The following is a 17,304-nucleotide window of genomic DNA, read 5'->3' on the forward strand; positions in this document are numbered from 1 at the left end:
TGGTCAGCCACGGGTCACGACCTCGACCAGGGCAAGCACGCCGAACCAGCCGGGTGCCAGCGCCAGAATGAATGCGCCAAGCGCGGTCAGCCAACGACGGCGGGCCATCAGAACCACCAGCAGTCCGACGGCGCTGGGAAATCCGACCACCAACGCGATCGCTACGTCGGGGCGCATGCGGGCATGCTCCACGGTCAGCGCGGCCGTGCCGCCCAGCAGCCCGGCGGCGACGCCGAGCAGCATCGCGCTGGTCAAAAGCCAGGGCCGCGGCAGCGGAATCACGATTCAAAGATACTGCCGGCGCTGCCCGCTACGGCTTTACCGGTTCGGCGCGCCCTGCCGGGACTGGGCACGCGTCGACGGCGGCCGCGACCACCGGTGCGCGTGCGGGCAACCGTTCGCCGCGCTCGTAGTCGGCTCCGGTAAGCACCGAAGTCGCAGCCAGCTCGGTGTTTTCGCGGTCGGTGAAGGCGCGTCCGCGGGACAAAAACCTCTTTCCCTCGGGCGCTTCCAGGCTGAACCCGCTGCCCCGGCCGGGCACCACGTCGATGACGAGCTGGGTGTGTTTCCACGCCTCGAACTGCGGCCCCGAGATCCACACCGGCACCCCGTCGGCTCCGACGTCGAGCACACCGAGCAGCACGTCGCGATCACCGATGATGAACTCCCCTTCGGCGTAGCACATCGGCGACGACCCGTCGCAGCAGCCGCCGGACTGGTGAAACATCAACGGGCCGTGCTGGTCTCGCAGCTGATCGAGCAGCGTGGCCGCATCGGCGGTGACCACCACCCGGGTGGTCATTTGAAGCCACTCATCAGAAGAATCCTTGCGCTTTCTTCGAATACGACACCAGCAGGTTCTTGGTCTGCTGGTAGTGGTCGAGCATCATCTTGTGGTTTTCCCGGCCGAACCCGGACTGCTTGTAGCCGCCGAACGCGGCGTGCGCGGGATACACGTGGTAGCAGTTGACCCACACCCGCCCGGCCTGGATGTCGCGACCGGCCCGGTAGGCGGTGTTCCCGTCGCGACTCCACACTCCCGCGCCCAGGCCGTAGAGGGTGTCGTTGGCGATCGAGATGGCGTCGTCGTAATCCTTGAACGACGCGACCGAGACCACCGGTCCGAAGATCTCTTCTTGGAAGATCCGCATCTTGTTGTTGCCGGCGAAGATGGTGGGCTGCACGTAGTAGCCACCGGAGAGGTCGCCGCCCAACTCGGCGCGTTCCCCTCCGCAAAGGACCCTCGCGCCTTCATCTTTGCCAATCTCGATGTAGGACAACACCTTTTCCAGTTGGTCGTTGGACGCCTGCGAGCCGACCATCGTCTCGGTGTCCAGCGGATCGCCCTGCCGGACCGCCTTGGTGCGAATGGCCGCCAGCTCCAGGAATTCGTCGTAGATGTCGGCCTGCACCAGGCTGCGCGACGGGCAGGTGCACACCTCGCCCTGGTTGAGCGCGAACATAGTGAACCCTTCCAGCGCCTTGTCCTGGAAGTCGTCGTGGGCGGCCATCACATCGTTGAAGAAGATGTTGGGGCTCTTGCCGCCCAGTTCGAGGGTGACCGGGATCAGGTTCTGGCTGGCGTACTGCATGATCAGTCGCCCAGTGGTGGTCTCGCCGGTGAAGGACACCTTGGCGATCCGATTGCTCGATGCCAGCGGCTTGCCTGCTTCGGCGCCAAATCCGTTGACGACGTTGACCACCCCGGGCGGCAGCAGATCGCCGATCAGCGACATCAAATAGAGCACCGATGCCGGTGTCTGCTCGGCCGGCTTGAGCACCGCGGCATTGCCGGTCGCCAGCGCGGGGGCCAGCTTCCAGGTGGCCATCAGGATCGGGAAATTCCACGGGATGATCTGTCCGACCACGCCCAGCGGCTCGTGGAAGTGATAGGCGACGGTGTCGTCGTCGATCTGCGACAGCGAGCCCTCCTGGGCCCTGATGGCGCTTGCGAAATACCGGAAATGGTCGACGGACAACGGGATGTCGGCGGCCAGCGTCTCGCGGATCGGTTTGCCGTTGTCCCAGACTTCGGCAAGCGCCAGCGACTCCCGGTTCGCTTCGATACGGTCAGCGATCTTGTTCAAGATCGCGGCCCGCTCGGCGGGGGCGGTCTTGCCCCAGGCCTTGGCCGCGCCATGAGCGGCGTCGAGGGCCTTCTCGACATCGGCGGCGTCCGAACGCGCCACCTCGCAGAACGGCTGGCCGGTGACCGGCGTCAGGTTTTCGAAGTAGCGGCCGGCAGCCGGCGCCACCCACTCGCCGCCGATGAAGTTGTCGTACCGCGATTCAAAGGACATCAACGCGTCAGCGGTGCCGGGACGTGCATAGATCGTCATCGAATGAGCTCCTCCGTATGGCGTGACAAAACTCACATTACCGCCGCACCCGTCCGTAAGGTGAGCAGGCGAACCGCACGAAAGGAGGCCCGCGATGTCTGCGACCGATCCGACCGCCGACACCCTGCGACATTGGAGCGCAGTCGCTTCGGCCTGGGACAAATACCGAAACCGACTCTTCGAAGATGTGCGGTCAGTTTCGGAGTGGATCGTAGAGCAAGTCGACCCTCAACCGGGCCAGACGGTGCTGGAGCTGACGGCGGGTCCCGGAGAAACGGGCTTTCTCGCCGCGGGCCGCCTCGGTTCCACCGGCCGCCTCATCAGCAGTGATTTCGTTCCCGCGATGGTGGAGGCGGCCCGTCGTGGAGCCGACGAGCGGGGTTTCGACAATGTGGAGTGCCGCGTCCTCGACGCCCAGCAGATCGACTTGCCGGATAGCAGCGTCGAAGGCGTTCTGTCGCGGTTCGGGCTGATGCTCGTGCCACACCAGCAACGAGCGATCGCCGAGATCCGGCGCGTGCTGCGGCCGGGCGGACGGTGCGCCTACGCCACGTGGGGAATGCCGCAGCACAACCCGTGGATATTTCAAGTCGTCGCGGCCTTGGTGCAGAACGGCGTAGCACCTCCGGGTGACCCTTTCGCCCCCGGCGGCCTGTTCTCGCTCGCCACCGCGGAAAGCAACCAGGCCCTCGCTGCCGCCGGTGGTTTCACGGACGTCACCATCAGCGAGCTGGCCGGCACCATGCGGTTCGACGACCCAGACGACTATTGGACCCACATCGCCGCCGTCGCCGGACCCGTGGCAGAGCTGGTGAGCTCGCTCGACGCCGACCAAGTCACGGCGATCCGCAGCAATCTGGAGTCGTCATTGGCTGCCTTCGAACGCGACGGCGCACTGGAGATACCCTGGCTGGCCACCGTCACGAGCGTCGCCTGACCGCCCGCCACAGCCTGCCGCGACAATGGGTCTCGTGACCGACGACGACCCACATTTCTGGCTGGAAGACATTCTCGGCGACGAAGCGCTCGACTGGGTGCGCGCCCGCAACGATCCGACGGTGGCCCAGTTCGCCGGCGAGGAGTTCGAGCGGATGCGCGCCGAAGCGCTCGAGGTCCTCGACACCGACGCCCGCATCCCGTACGTGCGCCGCCGCGGCGAATACCTGTACAACTTCTGGCGCGACGCCACCAATCCGCGCGGGCTGTGGCGGCGGACGACGCTGAACAGCTACCGCAGCGACGCCACCGAGTGGGACGTGTTGATCGACGTCGACGAGCTGGCCCGCATCGACGACGAGAACTGGGTCTGGTCCGGAGCCATCGTCATCGAACCCGAATTCACCCGCGCCCTGATCAACCTGTCGCGTGGCGGGGCGGACGCCGTCGTCGTGCGCGAATTCGACATGCAGACACGCGAATTCGTCGCCGACGGGTTCGAGCTACCGGAGGCCAAGACGCAGATCGGCTGGGACGATCCGGACACCGTCCTGGTCGGCACCGATTTCGGACCCGACTCGCTGACCGAATCCGGCTACCCGCGCATCGTCAAGCGGTGGCGTCGCGGTACGCCCCTCGAGGACGCGGAACTGCTCTTCGAGGGGGCCCGCACCGATGTCAGCGTCGGCGGGTCCACCGATCGGACACCGGGCTTCGAGCGCACCTTCGTGTCCCGGTCCACCGACTTCTGGAACAGCCAGCGCTATGAACTGCGCGGCTCGGAACTGATCCACCTCGACGTTCCCTCCGATGCGAGCAGCATCTCCATTCACCGCGAATGGCTGCTGATCGAACCGCGCACCGACTGGACCTTCGGTACCACCAGGTATTGCGCCGGCTCGTTGCTCGCGGCCAAATACGACGACTTCCTCTGCGGATCACGGGAATTGACGGTGGTCTTCGAACCCGACGCGCACACCTGCCTGCATCAGTACGCCTGGACCCGCGATCGGCTGCTGCTCGTCACGCTGGCCGATGTGGCCAGTCGGGTGGAGATCGTCACACCAGGTAGCTGGAAGCGCGCACCGCTGGCCGGAATTCCCGCAGCCACCGAGAGCGTGATCGTCGCCGCCGACGACACCGGCGACGAATTCTTTCTGGACTCCAGCGGCTTCGACAGTCCGTCGCGGCTGTTGCGCGGCACCGGCACTGACCCGCTCGAGGAGGTCAGGGCCGCGCCGGGCTTCTTCGATGCCGAAAACCTCACCGTGCATCAATATTTCGCGACGTCGAAGGATGGCACCGCGATCCCGTATTTCGTCGTCCGATCCGGTGAGATCGATGGGCCCGGCCCCACCCTGCTGTACGGCTACGGCGGCTTCGAGAACTCATACACCCCCGGCTACAGCCCGGTGATGGGCCGACTCTGGTTGGCCCGCGGTGGCACCTACGCGCTGGCCAACATCCGCGGCGGCGGTGAGTACGGGCCGCGCTGGCACACCCAGGCGATGCGCGAGGGGCGACACTTGGTCGCTGAAGACTTCGCAGCGGTGGCAACCGATTTGGTGAACCGCGGCATCACCACGGTGCCGCAACTCGGCGCGCAGGGCGGTAGCAACGGCGGACTGTTGATGGGCATCATGCTGACCAAGTACCCAGAACTGTTCGGCGCGTTGGTGTGCCAAGTCCCGCTGCTGGATATGCGCCGCTTCCATCTGCTGCTGGCCGGCGCATCCTGGGTCGCCGAGTACGGCAATCCCGACGACCCGGCCGACTGGGAATTCATCGCCGAATACTCGCCCTACCAGAATGTTTCGGCCGACGGCGACTACCCGCCGGTGCTGATCACCACGTCCACCCGCGACGACCGCGTGCATCCCGGACATGCCCGAAAGATGACGGCGGCGTTGGAAGCCAGCGGCCACCGGGTCTGGTACTACGAGAACATCGAAGGCGGCCACGCCGGTGCGGCCGACAACGCGCAAAGCGCGTTCAAGACGGCGCTGGCCTTTGCGTTTCTGTGGCGGATGCTGGGTACTTGACAGTGCAAGATACGAGGGTGTGGTGTGGTGCGATGCGATTGCCGTCCAAGCTGTGCGCGACGATCGCCGCCGCGGCATTGCTGACCGTGCCGGGCTGCTCCAAAGTCGTCACTGGTGCCGCCGTCCCGGATCCTCACCAACCTGCGGCCAAAAGCAGTCCGTGCGAACAGGTTTCAGCGCCCCTGACGGCCATTGACTCACACGCCGACGGCGAGCCACGGCTGCGAATTCCACAGCCGCCGGGTTGGGAGCGCGCGTCGATGCTCGACTCAGAGGTCATCCGCTTCACGATGAGAAACAAGGACCTGTTGGCCGACAACTTCATGCCCACCGCGGTGGTAACCCTCGAATCCGTGCCCGGTGCGGCCACCGATGACCAAACGATTTTCGACCAGGAACGAGCTGCACTGGTCGACCGCCTTGGCGCCACCGGGTTGCACACCAAAGAGACCACTCTGTGCGGCGATACGGCCGAGCTCGTCGACTACGACGCCCCGAGTATGGGTCGTATCCCGCCGCGCAAGATCAGGACGCTGATGGTCGCAGCCACCTTCGATACCAACACCTACGTCTCGACCGTCACGGTCCAGTCCACCGATCCGGACAACCCCGTGTATGCCCGCGACACCGGGACCGTCCTGACCGGGTTTCAGATGCTGCCGCCCGGCGGCGGCTAGCGAAGCGTCCTCGTTCAATACGGCGCGATACTGATCTGCTCACTTTTCGTCCAGATTCGGCGAAACGCCACGGATAACCTTTGGTGTGATAAGCCTGAGGGGTACCTTAATTTTCAATGAGACGCAGCAGTAGGGAAACCGAGGGAGGGTCGGGATGAACCCGGTGTTGATAGGCGGATTGTCGGTGGTCACCTCCCTGTTTGCAGTCGGCGTCTACCAGCTGCAGACGCGCCTCGAACGGTGGGATGCCCGACGGCACGCCGAGGACTGATGCCAGCTGTCCCCCGGTGGCGCCGCGGCTCTTGACCCCTGAGTCCGAAGCGGCTTCGCTTCGGCTATGCCGACAACCGATTTCGAGACACTGCTGTACACGACGGCGGGGGCCGTCGCGACCATCACGCTGAACCGCCCTGAGTCGCTGAACACCATCGTCCCGCCGATGCCCGACGAAATCGAGGCCGCCATCGGCGTGGCCGAGCGGGACCCGGAGATCAAGGTCATCGTGCTGCGCGGTGCCGGCCGGGCGTTCTGCGCCGGCTACGACTTCGGCGATGGCTTCCAGCAGTGGGGCGAGGCGATGAACACCGACGGGCGATGGGACCCGGGCAAGGATTTCGCGATGGTCAGCGCCCGCGAAACCGGTCCAACTCAGAAGTTCATGGCGATCTGGCGGGCATCCAAACCGGTGATCGCACAGGTGCACGGCTGGTGCGTCGGCGGGGCCAGCGATTACGCACTGTGCGCCGACATCGTCATCGCCAGCAACGACGCCGTCATCGGCACCCCGTACAGCCGGATGTGGGGTGCCTACCTGACCGGGATGTGGCTGTACCGGCTCAGCCTCGCCAAGGTCAAGTGGCACTCGTTGACCGGCCGGCCGCTCACCGGAGTGCAGGCCGCCGAGGTCGAGTTGATCAACGAGGCGGTCCCGTTCGAGCGGCTGGAGGCGAGGGTTGCCGAGATCGCCACGGAGCTGGCACGAATTCCGTTGTCGCAGTTGCAAGCTCAGAAATTGATCGTCAACCAGGCCTACGAGAACATGGGCCTGTCCTCGACCCAGACGTTGGGCGGCATCCTCGACGGCCTGATGCGCAACACGCCCGAAGCGCTCGACTTCATTCAGACCGCCGCGACCAAGGGCGTCCGGGCCGCCGTCGAGCGCCGCGACGGGCCGTTCGGCGACTACAGCCAGGCACCGCCGGAGCTACGCCCCGATCCATCACACGTCATCACGCCCTAAGGCGCGGCGCGTCAACGCCCGGGTGGCATCAACACCGTGTCGATCATGTACACCTGCGCGTTGGCTGTGGGCACTCCGCCACACACCAGGCCGGCGTTGTTGACCTTGAGCCCGTTACCGCCGCCGGTCACGTTCACCGGCGCGCCCTGCACTGTAGGGTGTGAACCGTCGACCTGTGTAGGGCTCAGCTGGCCGGGCACCACGTGATACGTCAGGATGCTCTTCAACATGTCCGAATTGGTTTTCAGCTCGTTGACAGTCGCGGCCGGCAGCTTGCTGAAGGCGGCGTCGGTCGGCGCGAAAACCGTGTACTGACCGCTGTTTAGCGTGTCGACCAGGTTCACCTGCGGGTTGAGTTGACCGGAGACCGCCGCGGTCAGAGTCGTCAGCTCGGGGTTGTTCGAGGCCGCCACCGCGACCGGGTCCTGCGACATCCCGGAGACCGATGCGGGGCCGTCCGGGTGCATTGCCGCGTAGTCCGAACAACCCGAACCGACGAGATTCGGTGCGGCCGTGGCGGGTACGCACGTGGCGAGGGCAAGACCCATTGCGGCGGCTGCCGCGAGACCCGTTGCCGGGATCACCTTGGTTTGGATGTTCATCACTTCAGGCTCCTCAATGTCGATAGCTACACCGGTGATTCGGAGCCGGACGCACCGTGGATGGGCTGCGGCGCGAATCAGCCGTAGGTGAAGGAAAAGACCTGCAGCCCTTTGCTGGCGCGCACATCGATGGATCCGCGGGTCACGTCGCTGGCCGCGACGATCTGGTGTGACGTCGGTGGACCACTGACCGGTACCGTCGTCGTCTTGCCGTCGCGGGTAACAGCGAGGCTGCCGGTTCCGCCGACGACGATGTAGACATTCTTGGCGTGGAAATTCAGTTTGATGCTCGAGGAATCGCCGTCCGCCGTCGCGCCCTGGTAGTCCAGCACCCACGGTCCCTGCAGGGCAAAGGAATCGGCGGGCAGTGCCGGTGGATACCCGAACGTGGCGCTCCCCTGGTCGTATACACCGTTTCCGGCGTAATTGGAGGCCTTGCCCACCCCGAAGTACGTCTCGCGCGTCAGATCCAGCTTCGGGGTGGTGTCGGGGGCGTCTACAGACGGTGGCAGCGAAACCCCGGGACGGGCGGCGGTGAGCAGCTCGCGGATCACGTCTTCGGTGCCGTTGTAGTCGCCCTCGCCGAACTTGATATGCCGCACCACGCCGTTGGCGTCGATCACGTATTCCGCCGGCCAGTATCGGTTTCGGTAGTTGGTCCACGTCGAGTAACTGTTGTCCTGAGCAACCGGGTAGCTGATGCCCAGGTCAGCGGCGCCCTTTTTCACGTTGTCCGTGACCTTTTCGAACGCGTACTCGGGAGTGTGCACGCCGATGATCTCGAAACCGCGGTCGTGATACGCCTTGTACCAGCCTTCGACGTGCGGGATGGCGCGCTGGCAGTTGATGCAGGAGTAGGCCCAGAAGTCGATCAGCACCACCTTGCCGTGCAGCGCGCGTAGATCGACTGGTTTGTCACCGGGGGTGTTCAACCAGGCGGTGATGCCTTTGAGATCGGGCGCCGGACCGCAATTCTCTAGTTGTGCAGATCCGTTGTGGCAGTTCGACAACCCTTTGTTCTGGTCGTTGACGATACCACCGAGATTGAGAGCTTGCTGGATCTTCTGGTCGCCGCCCAACTTGTTCTCCAATGAACTCGTGTAGTCGGGAATCGCCCGCTGCAGCGCCGCAGGCAGGTTGAACACCAATGCCACCGCCAGCAGCATGGTCACAATCCCTGCTATAACCCGAATCTGGCGCTGCCGACGACGAAAAGCGCTGACCCGTTGGGAAACTCGCTGACCGGCAAGCGCAAAGAACAACAGCGGCACCGCGGTGCCCAAGGCGAAGGACACAGTCAAAATGACGACAGGCAGACCGATGTTCGCGGTGGCCCCGGCCACCACGATCGCCGCCAGCACCGGGCCCGCGCAGGGCACGTAGAGCACACCGAGCGCCAGCCCGAGACCAAACCCGCTTGCGCGCGTGGCGATCTGCTTTTGCGGGATGCGGGCAAAGGGTCGCTCCAGTAGCTGCTCGAAGCGCGGGAAAATCAGGCCGAGGCCGATGGCCACCAACGCGGCCAGCGCCACCCAGCGGATCACGTCCTGCGGCAGGTGCAACAGCGATAGGAGTGCCGAGCCGACCAGCGTGACCAGGCTGAAGCTCAGCACCAGCCCGACGATGACCCGATACGGCCGCGACACATCGCGTTTGGCTTCGACGGCCACCGTCCCTTCGGACGTGCCGGTGGTTCCGGAGAAGAAGATCACCGGCAATACCGGCAGGATGCACGGCGAAATGCCGGTGATGAGGCCTCCGACCAAACCGATCAATGCGAGCGACACCATGATCATTATTCGCGCCCAGCGTCGTTTCGGATTGGTCGGGCGCCTGAACAGGCGATAGGGCAGCCCGGGGGACCGGGCTGCCCTATCTTCACGACGATCCGCGACCGCTACGGGCTGGGTGGCACCAGCACAGTGTCGATCATGTACACCGTCGCGTTCGCGGTGTGCACTCCGCCGCACACCAAGCCCGCGTCGTTGACTTTGAGGTCGCTCCCCATGCCGACCACGTTCACCTCGGCGCCCTGCAGCGTCTTGTGCATGCCGTCGACCTTGGCCGGGCTCGCCTGCCCTTGCACCACATGGAAAGTCAGGATGCTCTTCAACTTGTCAGTGTTCGTCTTGAGATCGTCGAGCGTGGCCGCCGGTAACTTGTCGAATGCGGCGTTGGTCGGCGCGAACACCGTGTACTGGCCGTTGTTGAGGGTGTCGACGAGGTTGACGTTCGGGTTCAACTTGCCCGACAGAGCCGCGGTCAAGGTGGACAGCATCGGGTTGTTCGACGCTGCCGTCGCAACCGGGTCTTGTGCCATTCCGGCCACCGAAGCCGGACCATTCGGATGCATCGCGGCGTAGTCCGCGCATCCGGAGCCGACCAGGTCACTGGCCGGAGCCGCTGCGGCACCGGTCATGGCCGGGGCCGCCGAGCTGCTGGTGGGCTGCGCGCTGGACTGTTGCCCGGCGTCGGTTTTGTTGCTCGAACACGCCGAGAACCCCAGCGCCGCAAGCGCCGCGAAACCCACGGCGAGTGTCTTCCTCTGACCGTCCTTCATCCCGCTTAACTCCTTTGTCATCGCGGCCGAAGCCGCCACTTTTGTCACTGGATGCAAGGCATTCGGAGCAGTCCGCGGGACGGATGGGTCACACGCATCGATCGTTGTGACGGCTATCGCTCATCCGCGGGGCCGTCCACTCCGAATACGTGGTGTGCAACAACCAAGCCACCTCTACGTTGTGGACGACGTCGCGGAGACTGAGCCCGACGCTCCCCTGGTGCTCGTCAGCAGCCAAAGCCGCCCAACAGCAACCGATTCAGACTGCTGGGCGCAGGTTTTAGCAGCGCCGTGCGGGCCGCTGGCCGCCGCATCAGCGGTGTTCGCCGACCGACTGCTTCGCCGCGCCGTCACCGGCCTGCCGATGCGGTTGGCCTACCCCGACGGCACGGTGATCGGCGCGGGCGACGCATCGTCACCGACGCTGACCGTCAGCGACCCGGACCGGTTGGCACGCCGGATGGGACGCCATGGACTCGTCGGCTTCGGCGAGTCCTACATGGCCGGCGAATGGGAGTCGGCAGATCTGGTCGCGGTGCTGACCACCATCGCGCCGGCGCTGAGCCATCTCGTCCCGCGCGGACTGCGCTGGCTCAAACTTCTCGCGCCCGCCGCACACCCGCGTGTGCCGCGATTCAGCCGGGAACAGATGCAGCGCAACATCGCCGCGCACTACGACGATGTGTCCAGCGATCTGTTCATCGAGTTCCTCGACGAGACCATGACGTACTCGAGCGCGCTGTTCGATCGCCTGCCCGCGTCCTGGCCCGGCCTGGCCCAAGCGCAGCGGCGCAAAATCGACCGACTGCTGGATGCCGCCGGCGTCGGACCCGGCACCCGACTGCTGGAGGTCGGCACCGGCTGGGGCGAATTCTGTATCCGCGCAGCAGCCCGCGGCGCCGTCGTCCGCTCCGTCACCCCCTCGGATCGCCAGATGTGGCTGGCCCGCCAACGAATCGCCGCTGCCGGCAAATCCGATCGGGTGCGCATCGATCTGTGCGATTATCGCGACATCGACGGACACTACGACGCTGTGATTTCGGTGGAGATGGTCGAGGCCGTGGGGCATCGCTCATGGCCGGATTTCCTGAGCACCCTGGGCCGGCTGGTCAAACCCGGCGGGCACGTGGTGATCCAGGCGATCGCCATGCCACACGCACACATGCTTGCCACCCGCAACAGCCAGACCTGGATGCAGAAGTACATCTTCCCCGGCGGACAGATTCCGTCAGTCAAAGCTCTGCTCGCAATTACGCAGCGGGACAGCACATTACGCTTGTTCGATATGGCCGAGCTAGGCGACCACTACGCGGAAACACTGCGACTCTGGCGCGAGCGATTTATGCAACGCCGAAAGACGCTGTCGCACATCGGCTTCGACGAGATCTTTGCGCGGATGTGGGAGCTGTACCTGGCGGACCGGGAGGCCGGATTCCGGTCCGGCAATCTCAACGTATATCAGTGGACGTTCGTCAACCAAGCCGTGCCATGATCGCCGACTTCGCCGTCGGCCATCGCATCGGCCGCTACAACATCGTCGACGTCGCCTGGGAACCGGGATTCATCGCTGTCGCGGCCGTCGCCGCGGTTCTCGGCACCGGAGACCCGACCCGCCGGTGGCTGCCGCGCCCGCCCCGATCGGCGCGATCGTGACGACCGCCGTTGCTGAGCGGATAAGCTACCGACCGATGACCGAAGCAAGCCGCGGTAGCGAACTGGACTCATTGCTGCGTCGGGTGGCGCGCCAGGATGCTGACGCGTTCGCCGCTCTCTACGACCGCACCCGGGCCCGGGTCTACGGGTTGATCATCCGCGTGCTGCGCGACGCCGGCTACAGCGAGGAGACCACCCAGGAGGTCTACCTGGAGGTGTGGCGGACCGCCCACGCGTACGACTCCGCCAAGGGCTCCGCGATGTCCTGGCTGATGACCATGGCGCATCGCCGCGCCATCGACCGGGTGCGTACCGAGCAATCCGCCGGCCAGCGGGAGTCGCGGTACGGCGCAGCCACCGTCGAGCGGCCCGGCGATCTGGTCGCTGATTCGGCGATCGCCGCTGATGAGCGCCGCCGGGTGGCGGCCTGCCTGGACTCACTGACCGATGTGCAACGGCAGTGCATCGAGCTGGCCTACTACGGCGGATTGACATATGCCGAAGTCTCACAGCGGTTGTCGGCCAACCTGTCGACGATCAAGTCCCGGATGCGTGACGCGTTGCGCGGTCTCCGCGGCTGTCTGGGGGTGACATGACCGAGCCGAACCCGTTCGAACTGCTCGAGCTGGCCACGCCTTACGCGCTGAACGCCATCTCCGACAGCGAGCGCGCGGCCATTGACCGGCAACTCGGCGCGGCGCCGACCCCGGTTGCCGAAGCGTTCGCCGACGAGGTGCGCGCCATCCGCGAGACGATGGCGGTGATCTCGGCGGTGACGGCGGCTGAACCACCGGACCAGTTGCGCGCCGCTGTGCTGGCCGGCACGCGGGCCGATACCGCCCGCCGGTCTCGTTGGCGCAGAGCCGTATTGGCTGCGGCAGCGGCGATCGTGGTGGCATTGGCGGCCTTCGGCGCCGGAGTCGCGCTGCGACCCACGCCCACACCGGCCACGGCCGAGCAGATCATGGCGGCACCCGACGTGCGATCGGTCTCGGCCGATGTGGCCGGCGGGAAGGCGACGGTGGTGTTCTCGCGGGACAAGAATGCCGGCATGCTGCTGCTGAATAACGTGCCGCCACCCTCGTTCGGGACCGTATATGAAATGTGGCTGGTCGGCGACAAGGGTCCGGTTCCGGCGGGCACGATGGACACCGCCGCCGTCACGCCGTCGACCACGCACATGTTCACCGACCTCGGTCACTCCAGCATGCTGGCGTTCACTGTCGAACCCGGCAACGGCTCCCCGCAGCCGACCGGGAAGATCTTCGCCAAACTGTCACTGACCTAGCCAGCTATGCCGCATTGGGGAATCCGATAACGCCGGCACCATGGGGAGGAACTGGTGTGACAACACTTGAGCGAACACCGTTCACCTCTTCCGCAAGCTGCCGAGGCCAGCCGCTAAGACGCCCAAGACCACCAGCACGCCGCCCGCGGCCAACGTCAGGTCGAGCCAGGCGTGCAGGCTGCTCTCGGCCTGGCCGACCATCACGTCGGCGATCCCGCGGATGCCGCCGGTGGCGTTGGTAAGCGTGTCGCTGATCGGCTGGCGGGCCAGTTCGATCGCCGCCCATCCCCCGGCGCCGGCCAGCAGCGCAGAGATTCCGAGGCCGGCCAATGCCCGACTGCGGCTGCGTGCGGCGGCTAACGTCAGCAGCGCGCACCAGCCGGCCACCACCACCACGCAGATGCTTGCCCGTAAACCCCAGGTGGCCAGCGGCCGTAACTCACCCGGCCGCAACATCTTCGGCGTCGATACCGTCACCGGTACCCGAACCGTTTCGGGCAACTGGACGTTGTAGGTCGCCAACAGTTGCTCGAACGCGGCGTCTTTGAGCATGCCAGACAGGTCGACGCCCTGCTCGTCACCCGCGGACTGCGTGCGCGCGCCGGTGAACACCCAGTCGTGCGCCAGCCGGTTGGCGTCGGCGAACTGCGCCGGAAAATCGGGCCCGGCGGTGTAGCCAGCCGCGACAGCGTGCAATTGCGCCGAATCGACATGGAGACTGTGTTGGTTCATCAGAACCGTTGCCGTGGTCGCGAGTTCAGCTGCCACCGCGGCCTGCAGCGCCTTGTCGCCGGCCGCTTTTCGTGCCATAGCCGTATAGCCGTTGACGTCGACGACGTGGGTCTGAGCCCACACCGTCGGTACGGCGACAGCCAGCGCGACCGTGGCACACAGCCACAGCAGTGCCGCCAGCGCGAAACGCATTACTTGGCGACGCGACGCGGACGCGACAGCGCCATCCTGGTCATCAGCTTGTTCGTCCGCTTCAGCGCCTTCAGCGAATTGTGGTAATAGTTCTGGCCCGCTCCGACATTGGTGCGGGGCCCGACGACGGTTTCGACGCGACAGAACTTGCGCAGCCCGTCGGCGCCGCCGAACCGCGCCCCGATGCCCGACGTCTTCCAGCCGCCCATCGGCGCGGTCGTGCACATCAGGTTGGCGATCACGTCATTGATGTTAACCGCACCGCAATCAAGTTGCAGCGCAACCTCTTTAGCGCGATCGAAGTCACGGGAGAACACCGAGCCGCTCAGACCGTATTCGCTGTCGTTGGCCAGCTGGATCGCTTCCTCGACCGAACCGACCTTCATGATCGGCAGCGTGGGGCCGAAGGTCTCCTCGGTCATGCAGGCCATCGAGTGGTCCACATCGACGAGCACGGTGGCCGGGTAGAAGCTGCCCGACGTGTTGGTGCGCTGGCCACCGGTCAATGCTTTCGCACCGGCGGCCACCGCCTCGCGGACGTGGCGTTCGGTCACCGACAGCTGCTGCTCGTCGATCAACGCCCCGAAGTCGTGTCCCTCGCCGGCACCGACCTGCAGTTTCTTGACGTCGCGAACCACCGCCTCGACGAACCGGTCGTATACCTGCTCCAGCACGTACACCCGCTCCACTGAGACGCACGTCTGCCCCGCGTTAAACATCGCTCCCCACACCGCGGCGTGGGCGGCGAGGTCGACGTCGGCGTCCTCGAGAACGATCATCGGGTCCTTGCCGCCGAGTTCCAGGCTGACCGGAGTCAACCGGCGGGCGGCGCGCTCCATCACCTTGCTGCCGGTGGCGCACGAGCCGGTGAACTGGACGTAGTCGACGTTGTCGACGACGGCCTCGGAGACCTCGCGGGCGCCCTGCGCCAGCTCGAACACCGCGGGACCGCCGGACTCCTGCCAGCCGCGGCGCAGCACCTCGGCGGTCAACGGAGTGCGCTCGGACGGCTTCAGCAGCACGGCGCAGCCCGCGGCCAGGGCGCCGAGGCCGTCCATCAGCGCGTTGGCCACCGGGTAGTTCCACGGCGCGATGACGCCGACGACGGGCCGCGGCCGGTAATGAACGGTGATCTTCTTGATAGCCATGAACGGCAGTGCGGCCGGCCGCTTTTCGGGCGCCAGCGCCTTCTCCGCGGTCTTGATGTAGTAGGAGATGATCATGATCAGCATCGGCACTTCCTGTGCCGCGTCGGCCGCGGATTTACCGGTCTCTTTGATCAGCAGCTCTTCGATCTCGCCACGGTGCTCACCGAGCCACACCGCGAAGCGGGCCAGCACCTTGGCACGCCCCGACGCTCCGCGCTGCTCCCATTCGAGTTGTGCGGCGCGCAGCCCGGCAGCGATGGTGGGCACGTCGGCCGGGTTGGTCCACTGCACCTCACCGGCGATCGCGCCGTTGGCGGGACTGTGGATGGTGCCGGTGCCGGAAAACTCGGTGGTGCTGGGCGCTGTTTCGGGAGGCTTGGTGGCGGTCATAGGGGCCATCGTAGACGCGCGACTGTGACGCAGGTCGCACACCCTCGACAGGTGTCAAGTTTGCCGACCTAGGGGGCGATACCCAGCACGTACGCCGCCTGGCCGAGATGCTGCGCGCAGTCGTCGATGATGCTGACGATCCGGGCGCTGGCGGTCACGGGCGGATCCCAGTTTCGGTCGACGACGCGCTCCAAGTCGTCGGCGGTAACGCCGGCGACGAATTCCAGCGTCAGTTTGTGCACGGCCTGGTAATAGCCGACCAGCAAATCGACCGGCGCCCGCACTTTGGCCACCTCGGCCGGGCCGTGACCGAAGCCGGTGTCGTTGCGCGGCAGGTCGAGGCCGAACCGGTCCACCCACCCGTCGGCGGTCCACACCTGCTCGACACCGGCGATCGGGGCGAGTTGAACGTCCTGCACGCGCGCGCTGTGCCAGATCAGCCAGGCGATGCTGTTGGCGTCCGGGGCCGGCCGGTAGTTGGCTGTGTCGTCGGTCAGCCCATCGGTGATCTCGTCGACATGCTCGATCAACCGGGTGAACGAATCGCGCAGCAATTCCCTGGCAGACGCATCGGGGTCAGACATAACCGCTGACCCTACCCATGGCAGACGGCTTCGACGTTGATGCCGAAGTGATCGATCATCGAAACATCCTGGCATCAGAGGCCGACACGGTCGTAGATTATTTAGATGACCTACGACCTCATCATCCGCAACGGCACCATCGTCGACGGGCTGGGAGGTGAGCCGTACGTCGGTGACGTTGCCGTCGAGGATGGGGTCATCGCGGCGGTCGGGGCGGTCAACGGCTCCGCCGCGACGCGGGAGATCGACGCAACCGGGTTGCTGGTCACGCCCGGCTTCGTCGACCTGCACACGCATTACGACGGCCAGTCCATCTGGTCGGATCGGTTGACGCCGTCGTCGGCGCACGGAGTGACCACCGTCGTGATGGGCAACTGCGGCGTGGGCTTCGCGCCGTGCCGCCAGGAAGACCACGACGTGCTGGTCGACGTGATGGCCGGGGTCGAAGACATTCCCGGTGTGGTGATGACCGACGGGCTGCCGTGGAACTGGGAGACGTTCCCCGAGTACATGAAGGCCCTCGACGCGGGCAAGCGCGACATCGATGTGGCCGCCTACCTTCCGCACTCGCCGCTGCGGGTTTACGTAATGGGTCAGCGCGGCGCCGATCGCGAGCCGGCCACCGCCGAGGACCTGGCCAGGATGCGGGCGCTGGCCAAGGAGGCCATCGAGGTCGGGGCGCTGGGCTTCGCCACCTCCAGGTTCACCATTCACAAGACTGAAAGCGGTTCACCGATCCCAAGCTATGAGGCGGCCCGCGAGGAGATCGAAGAGATCGCACGCGGTGTCGTCGACGGCGGCGGCGGCCTGCTGCAATTCGTGCCGGATATTCCGGCCGGCGGCTACGAGTCCGTGCTGCAGACGGTGTTCGACGTCGCCGAGGACGTCGGGCTGCCGGTCACCTTCACCCTCGTGATCGGC

Annotated in this window: 17 protein-coding genes and 1 pseudogene; 9 read left to right on the forward strand and 9 right to left on the reverse strand. The window is 65.7% G+C overall.

Features of this window, described 5'->3' with window-relative positions:
• Positions 1-3 precede the first annotated feature (3 nt).
• The 3 genes from VGH54_RS12765 to adh are packed head-to-tail and all read right to left on the reverse strand — an operon-like array spanning position 4 to position 2,339.
• Entirely contained in the window at positions 4-282 is a 279-nt protein-coding gene (locus VGH54_RS12765; protein ID WP_331512368.1) for a putative holin, read from the reverse strand.
• A 28-nt stretch (positions 283-310) separates the two neighbouring features.
• Positions 311-802 (reverse strand): DUF779 domain-containing protein, encoded by a 492-nt coding sequence (locus tag VGH54_RS12770; RefSeq protein ID WP_331512369.1) that lies wholly within the window; start codon positions 800-802, stop codon positions 311-313.
• Between the two features lie 13 nt (positions 803-815).
• Positions 816-2,339, reverse strand: coding sequence for an aldehyde dehydrogenase (gene adh / locus VGH54_RS12775; RefSeq protein ID WP_331512370.1), 1,524 nt, complete (start codon positions 2,337-2,339; stop codon positions 816-818).
• A 94-nt stretch (positions 2,340-2,433) separates the two neighbouring features.
• On the opposite strand from adh, the gene VGH54_RS12780 reads away from it, so the two are divergent.
• The 4 genes from VGH54_RS12780 to VGH54_RS12795 all read left to right on the forward strand — a co-directional run bounded on the left by VGH54_RS12780 (position 2,434) and on the right by VGH54_RS12795 (position 7,234).
• Entirely contained in the window at positions 2,434-3,276 is an 843-nt protein-coding gene (locus VGH54_RS12780; RefSeq protein ID WP_331512371.1) for a class I SAM-dependent methyltransferase, read from the forward strand.
• A 34-nt stretch (positions 3,277-3,310) separates the two neighbouring features.
• Complete coding sequence (locus VGH54_RS12785) at positions 3,311-5,317, forward strand: prolyl oligopeptidase family serine peptidase (protein ID WP_331512372.1); 2,007 nt, start codon at positions 3,311-3,313, stop codon at positions 5,315-5,317.
• Positions 5,318-5,349: 32 nt separating this feature from the next.
• A complete protein-coding gene (locus tag VGH54_RS12790) occupies positions 5,350-5,994 on the forward strand; it encodes a hypothetical protein (RefSeq protein ID WP_331512373.1) in 645 nt (214 codons plus the stop codon).
• Between the two features lie 337 nt (positions 5,995-6,331).
• Entirely contained in the window at positions 6,332-7,234 is a 903-nt protein-coding gene (locus tag VGH54_RS12795) for a crotonase/enoyl-CoA hydratase family protein (protein WP_331512375.1), read from the forward strand.
• A gap of 11 nt (positions 7,235-7,245) precedes the next feature.
• Here the strand turns inward: VGH54_RS12795 and VGH54_RS12800 are convergent, their stop codons facing one another.
• The 3 genes from VGH54_RS12800 to VGH54_RS12810 form a co-directional block, all read right to left on the reverse strand.
• Positions 7,246-7,836, reverse strand: a complete 591-nt coding sequence (locus VGH54_RS12800) for a fasciclin domain-containing protein (RefSeq protein WP_331512385.1) — start codon at positions 7,834-7,836, stop codon at positions 7,246-7,248.
• A 77-nt stretch (positions 7,837-7,913) separates the two neighbouring features.
• Positions 7,914-9,626 carry a cytochrome c biogenesis protein DipZ gene (locus tag VGH54_RS12805; RefSeq protein ID WP_331512376.1) on the reverse strand — a complete coding sequence of 571 codons (1,713 nt, stop codon included), beginning with the start codon at positions 9,624-9,626 and terminating at the stop codon, positions 7,914-7,916.
• A 107-nt stretch (positions 9,627-9,733) separates the two neighbouring features.
• Positions 9,734-10,396 (reverse strand): fasciclin domain-containing protein, encoded by a 663-nt coding sequence (locus VGH54_RS12810; RefSeq protein WP_331512377.1) that lies wholly within the window; start codon positions 10,394-10,396, stop codon positions 9,734-9,736.
• A gap of 217 nt (positions 10,397-10,613) precedes the next feature.
• On the opposite strand from VGH54_RS12810, the gene VGH54_RS12815 reads away from it, so the two are divergent.
• The 4 genes and pseudogenes from VGH54_RS12815 (at position 10,614) to VGH54_RS12830 (ending at position 13,337) form a co-directional block, all read left to right on the forward strand.
• Positions 10,614-11,888, forward strand: coding sequence for a class I SAM-dependent methyltransferase (locus VGH54_RS12815; protein ID WP_331512386.1), 1,275 nt, complete (start codon positions 10,614-10,616; stop codon positions 11,886-11,888).
• Positions 11,885-12,019 (forward strand): annotated as a pseudogene (locus VGH54_RS12820) (DUF1295 domain-containing protein); the annotation flags it as partial. The gene VGH54_RS12815 and the pseudogene VGH54_RS12820, both read left to right, overlap by 4 nt.
• 65 nt (positions 12,020-12,084) lie before the next feature.
• Complete coding sequence (locus VGH54_RS12825) at positions 12,085-12,645, forward strand: sigma-70 family RNA polymerase sigma factor (protein ID WP_331512378.1); 561 nt, start codon at positions 12,085-12,087, stop codon at positions 12,643-12,645.
• Positions 12,642-13,337, forward strand: coding sequence for an anti-sigma factor (locus VGH54_RS12830; protein ID WP_331512379.1), 696 nt, complete (start codon positions 12,642-12,644; stop codon positions 13,335-13,337). The genes VGH54_RS12825 and VGH54_RS12830 overlap by 4 nt, the downstream gene beginning before the upstream one ends.
• A gap of 81 nt (positions 13,338-13,418) precedes the next feature.
• Here VGH54_RS12830 and VGH54_RS12835 read toward each other — a convergent pair whose 3' ends face one another.
• From VGH54_RS12835 to VGH54_RS12845, 3 genes are all read right to left on the reverse strand, one after another.
• A complete protein-coding gene (locus VGH54_RS12835; RefSeq protein WP_331512380.1) occupies positions 13,419-14,261 on the reverse strand; it encodes a hypothetical protein in 843 nt (280 codons plus the stop codon).
• Positions 14,261-15,799, reverse strand: a complete 1,539-nt coding sequence (locus VGH54_RS12840; protein WP_331512382.1) for an aldehyde dehydrogenase family protein — start codon at positions 15,797-15,799, stop codon at positions 14,261-14,263. Before VGH54_RS12840 ends, VGH54_RS12835 begins: the two co-directional genes overlap by 1 nt.
• 68 nt (positions 15,800-15,867) lie before the next feature.
• A complete protein-coding gene (locus tag VGH54_RS12845; protein WP_331512383.1) occupies positions 15,868-16,383 on the reverse strand; it encodes a mycothiol transferase in 516 nt (171 codons plus the stop codon).
• 105 nt (positions 16,384-16,488) lie between these two features.
• Between VGH54_RS12845 and VGH54_RS12850 the strand changes: the two genes are divergently transcribed.
• Positions 16,489-17,304, forward strand: an 816-nt coding sequence (locus VGH54_RS12850) for an amidohydrolase family protein (RefSeq protein ID WP_331512384.1), incomplete at its 3' end; no start/stop codon positions are given.

Origin of the sequence: Mycobacterium sp. (assembly GCF_036488105.1) — a bacterium.
Lineage (GTDB): Bacteria > Actinomycetota > Actinomycetes > Mycobacteriales > Mycobacteriaceae > Mycobacterium.

Coding starts and splice junctions, on each gene's coding strand:
- VGH54_RS12770 (WP_331512369.1), bottom strand. CDS start 802: ATGACCACCCGGGTGGTGGTCACCGCCGATGCGGCCACGCTGCTCGAT.
- adh (WP_331512370.1), bottom strand. CDS start 2,339: ATGACGATCTATGCACGTCCCGGCACCGCTGACGCGTTGATGTCCTTT.
- VGH54_RS12780 (WP_331512371.1), top strand. CDS start 2,434: ATGTCTGCGACCGATCCGACCGCCGACACCCTGCGACATTGGAGCGCA.
- VGH54_RS12790 (WP_331512373.1), top strand. CDS start 5,350: ATGCGATTGCCGTCCAAGCTGTGCGCGACGATCGCCGCCGCGGCATTG.
- VGH54_RS12795 (WP_331512375.1), top strand. CDS start 6,332: ATGCCGACAACCGATTTCGAGACACTGCTGTACACGACGGCGGGGGCC.
- VGH54_RS12800 (WP_331512385.1), bottom strand. CDS start 7,836: ATGAACATCCAAACCAAGGTGATCCCGGCAACGGGTCTCGCGGCAGCC.
- VGH54_RS12805 (WP_331512376.1), bottom strand. CDS start 9,626: ATGGTGTCGCTCGCATTGATCGGTTTGGTCGGAGGCCTCATCACCGGC.
- VGH54_RS12810 (WP_331512377.1), bottom strand. CDS start 10,396: ATGAAGGACGGTCAGAGGAAGACACTCGCCGTGGGTTTCGCGGCGCTT.
- VGH54_RS12825 (WP_331512378.1), top strand. CDS start 12,085: ATGACCGAAGCAAGCCGCGGTAGCGAACTGGACTCATTGCTGCGTCGG.
- VGH54_RS12830 (WP_331512379.1), top strand. CDS start 12,642: ATGACCGAGCCGAACCCGTTCGAACTGCTCGAGCTGGCCACGCCTTAC.
- VGH54_RS12835 (WP_331512380.1), bottom strand. CDS start 14,261: ATGCGTTTCGCGCTGGCGGCACTGCTGTGGCTGTGTGCCACGGTCGCG.
- VGH54_RS12840 (WP_331512382.1), bottom strand. CDS start 15,799: ATGACCGCCACCAAGCCTCCCGAAACAGCGCCCAGCACCACCGAGTTT.
- VGH54_RS12845 (WP_331512383.1), bottom strand. CDS start 16,383: ATGTCTGACCCCGATGCGTCTGCCAGGGAATTGCTGCGCGATTCGTTC.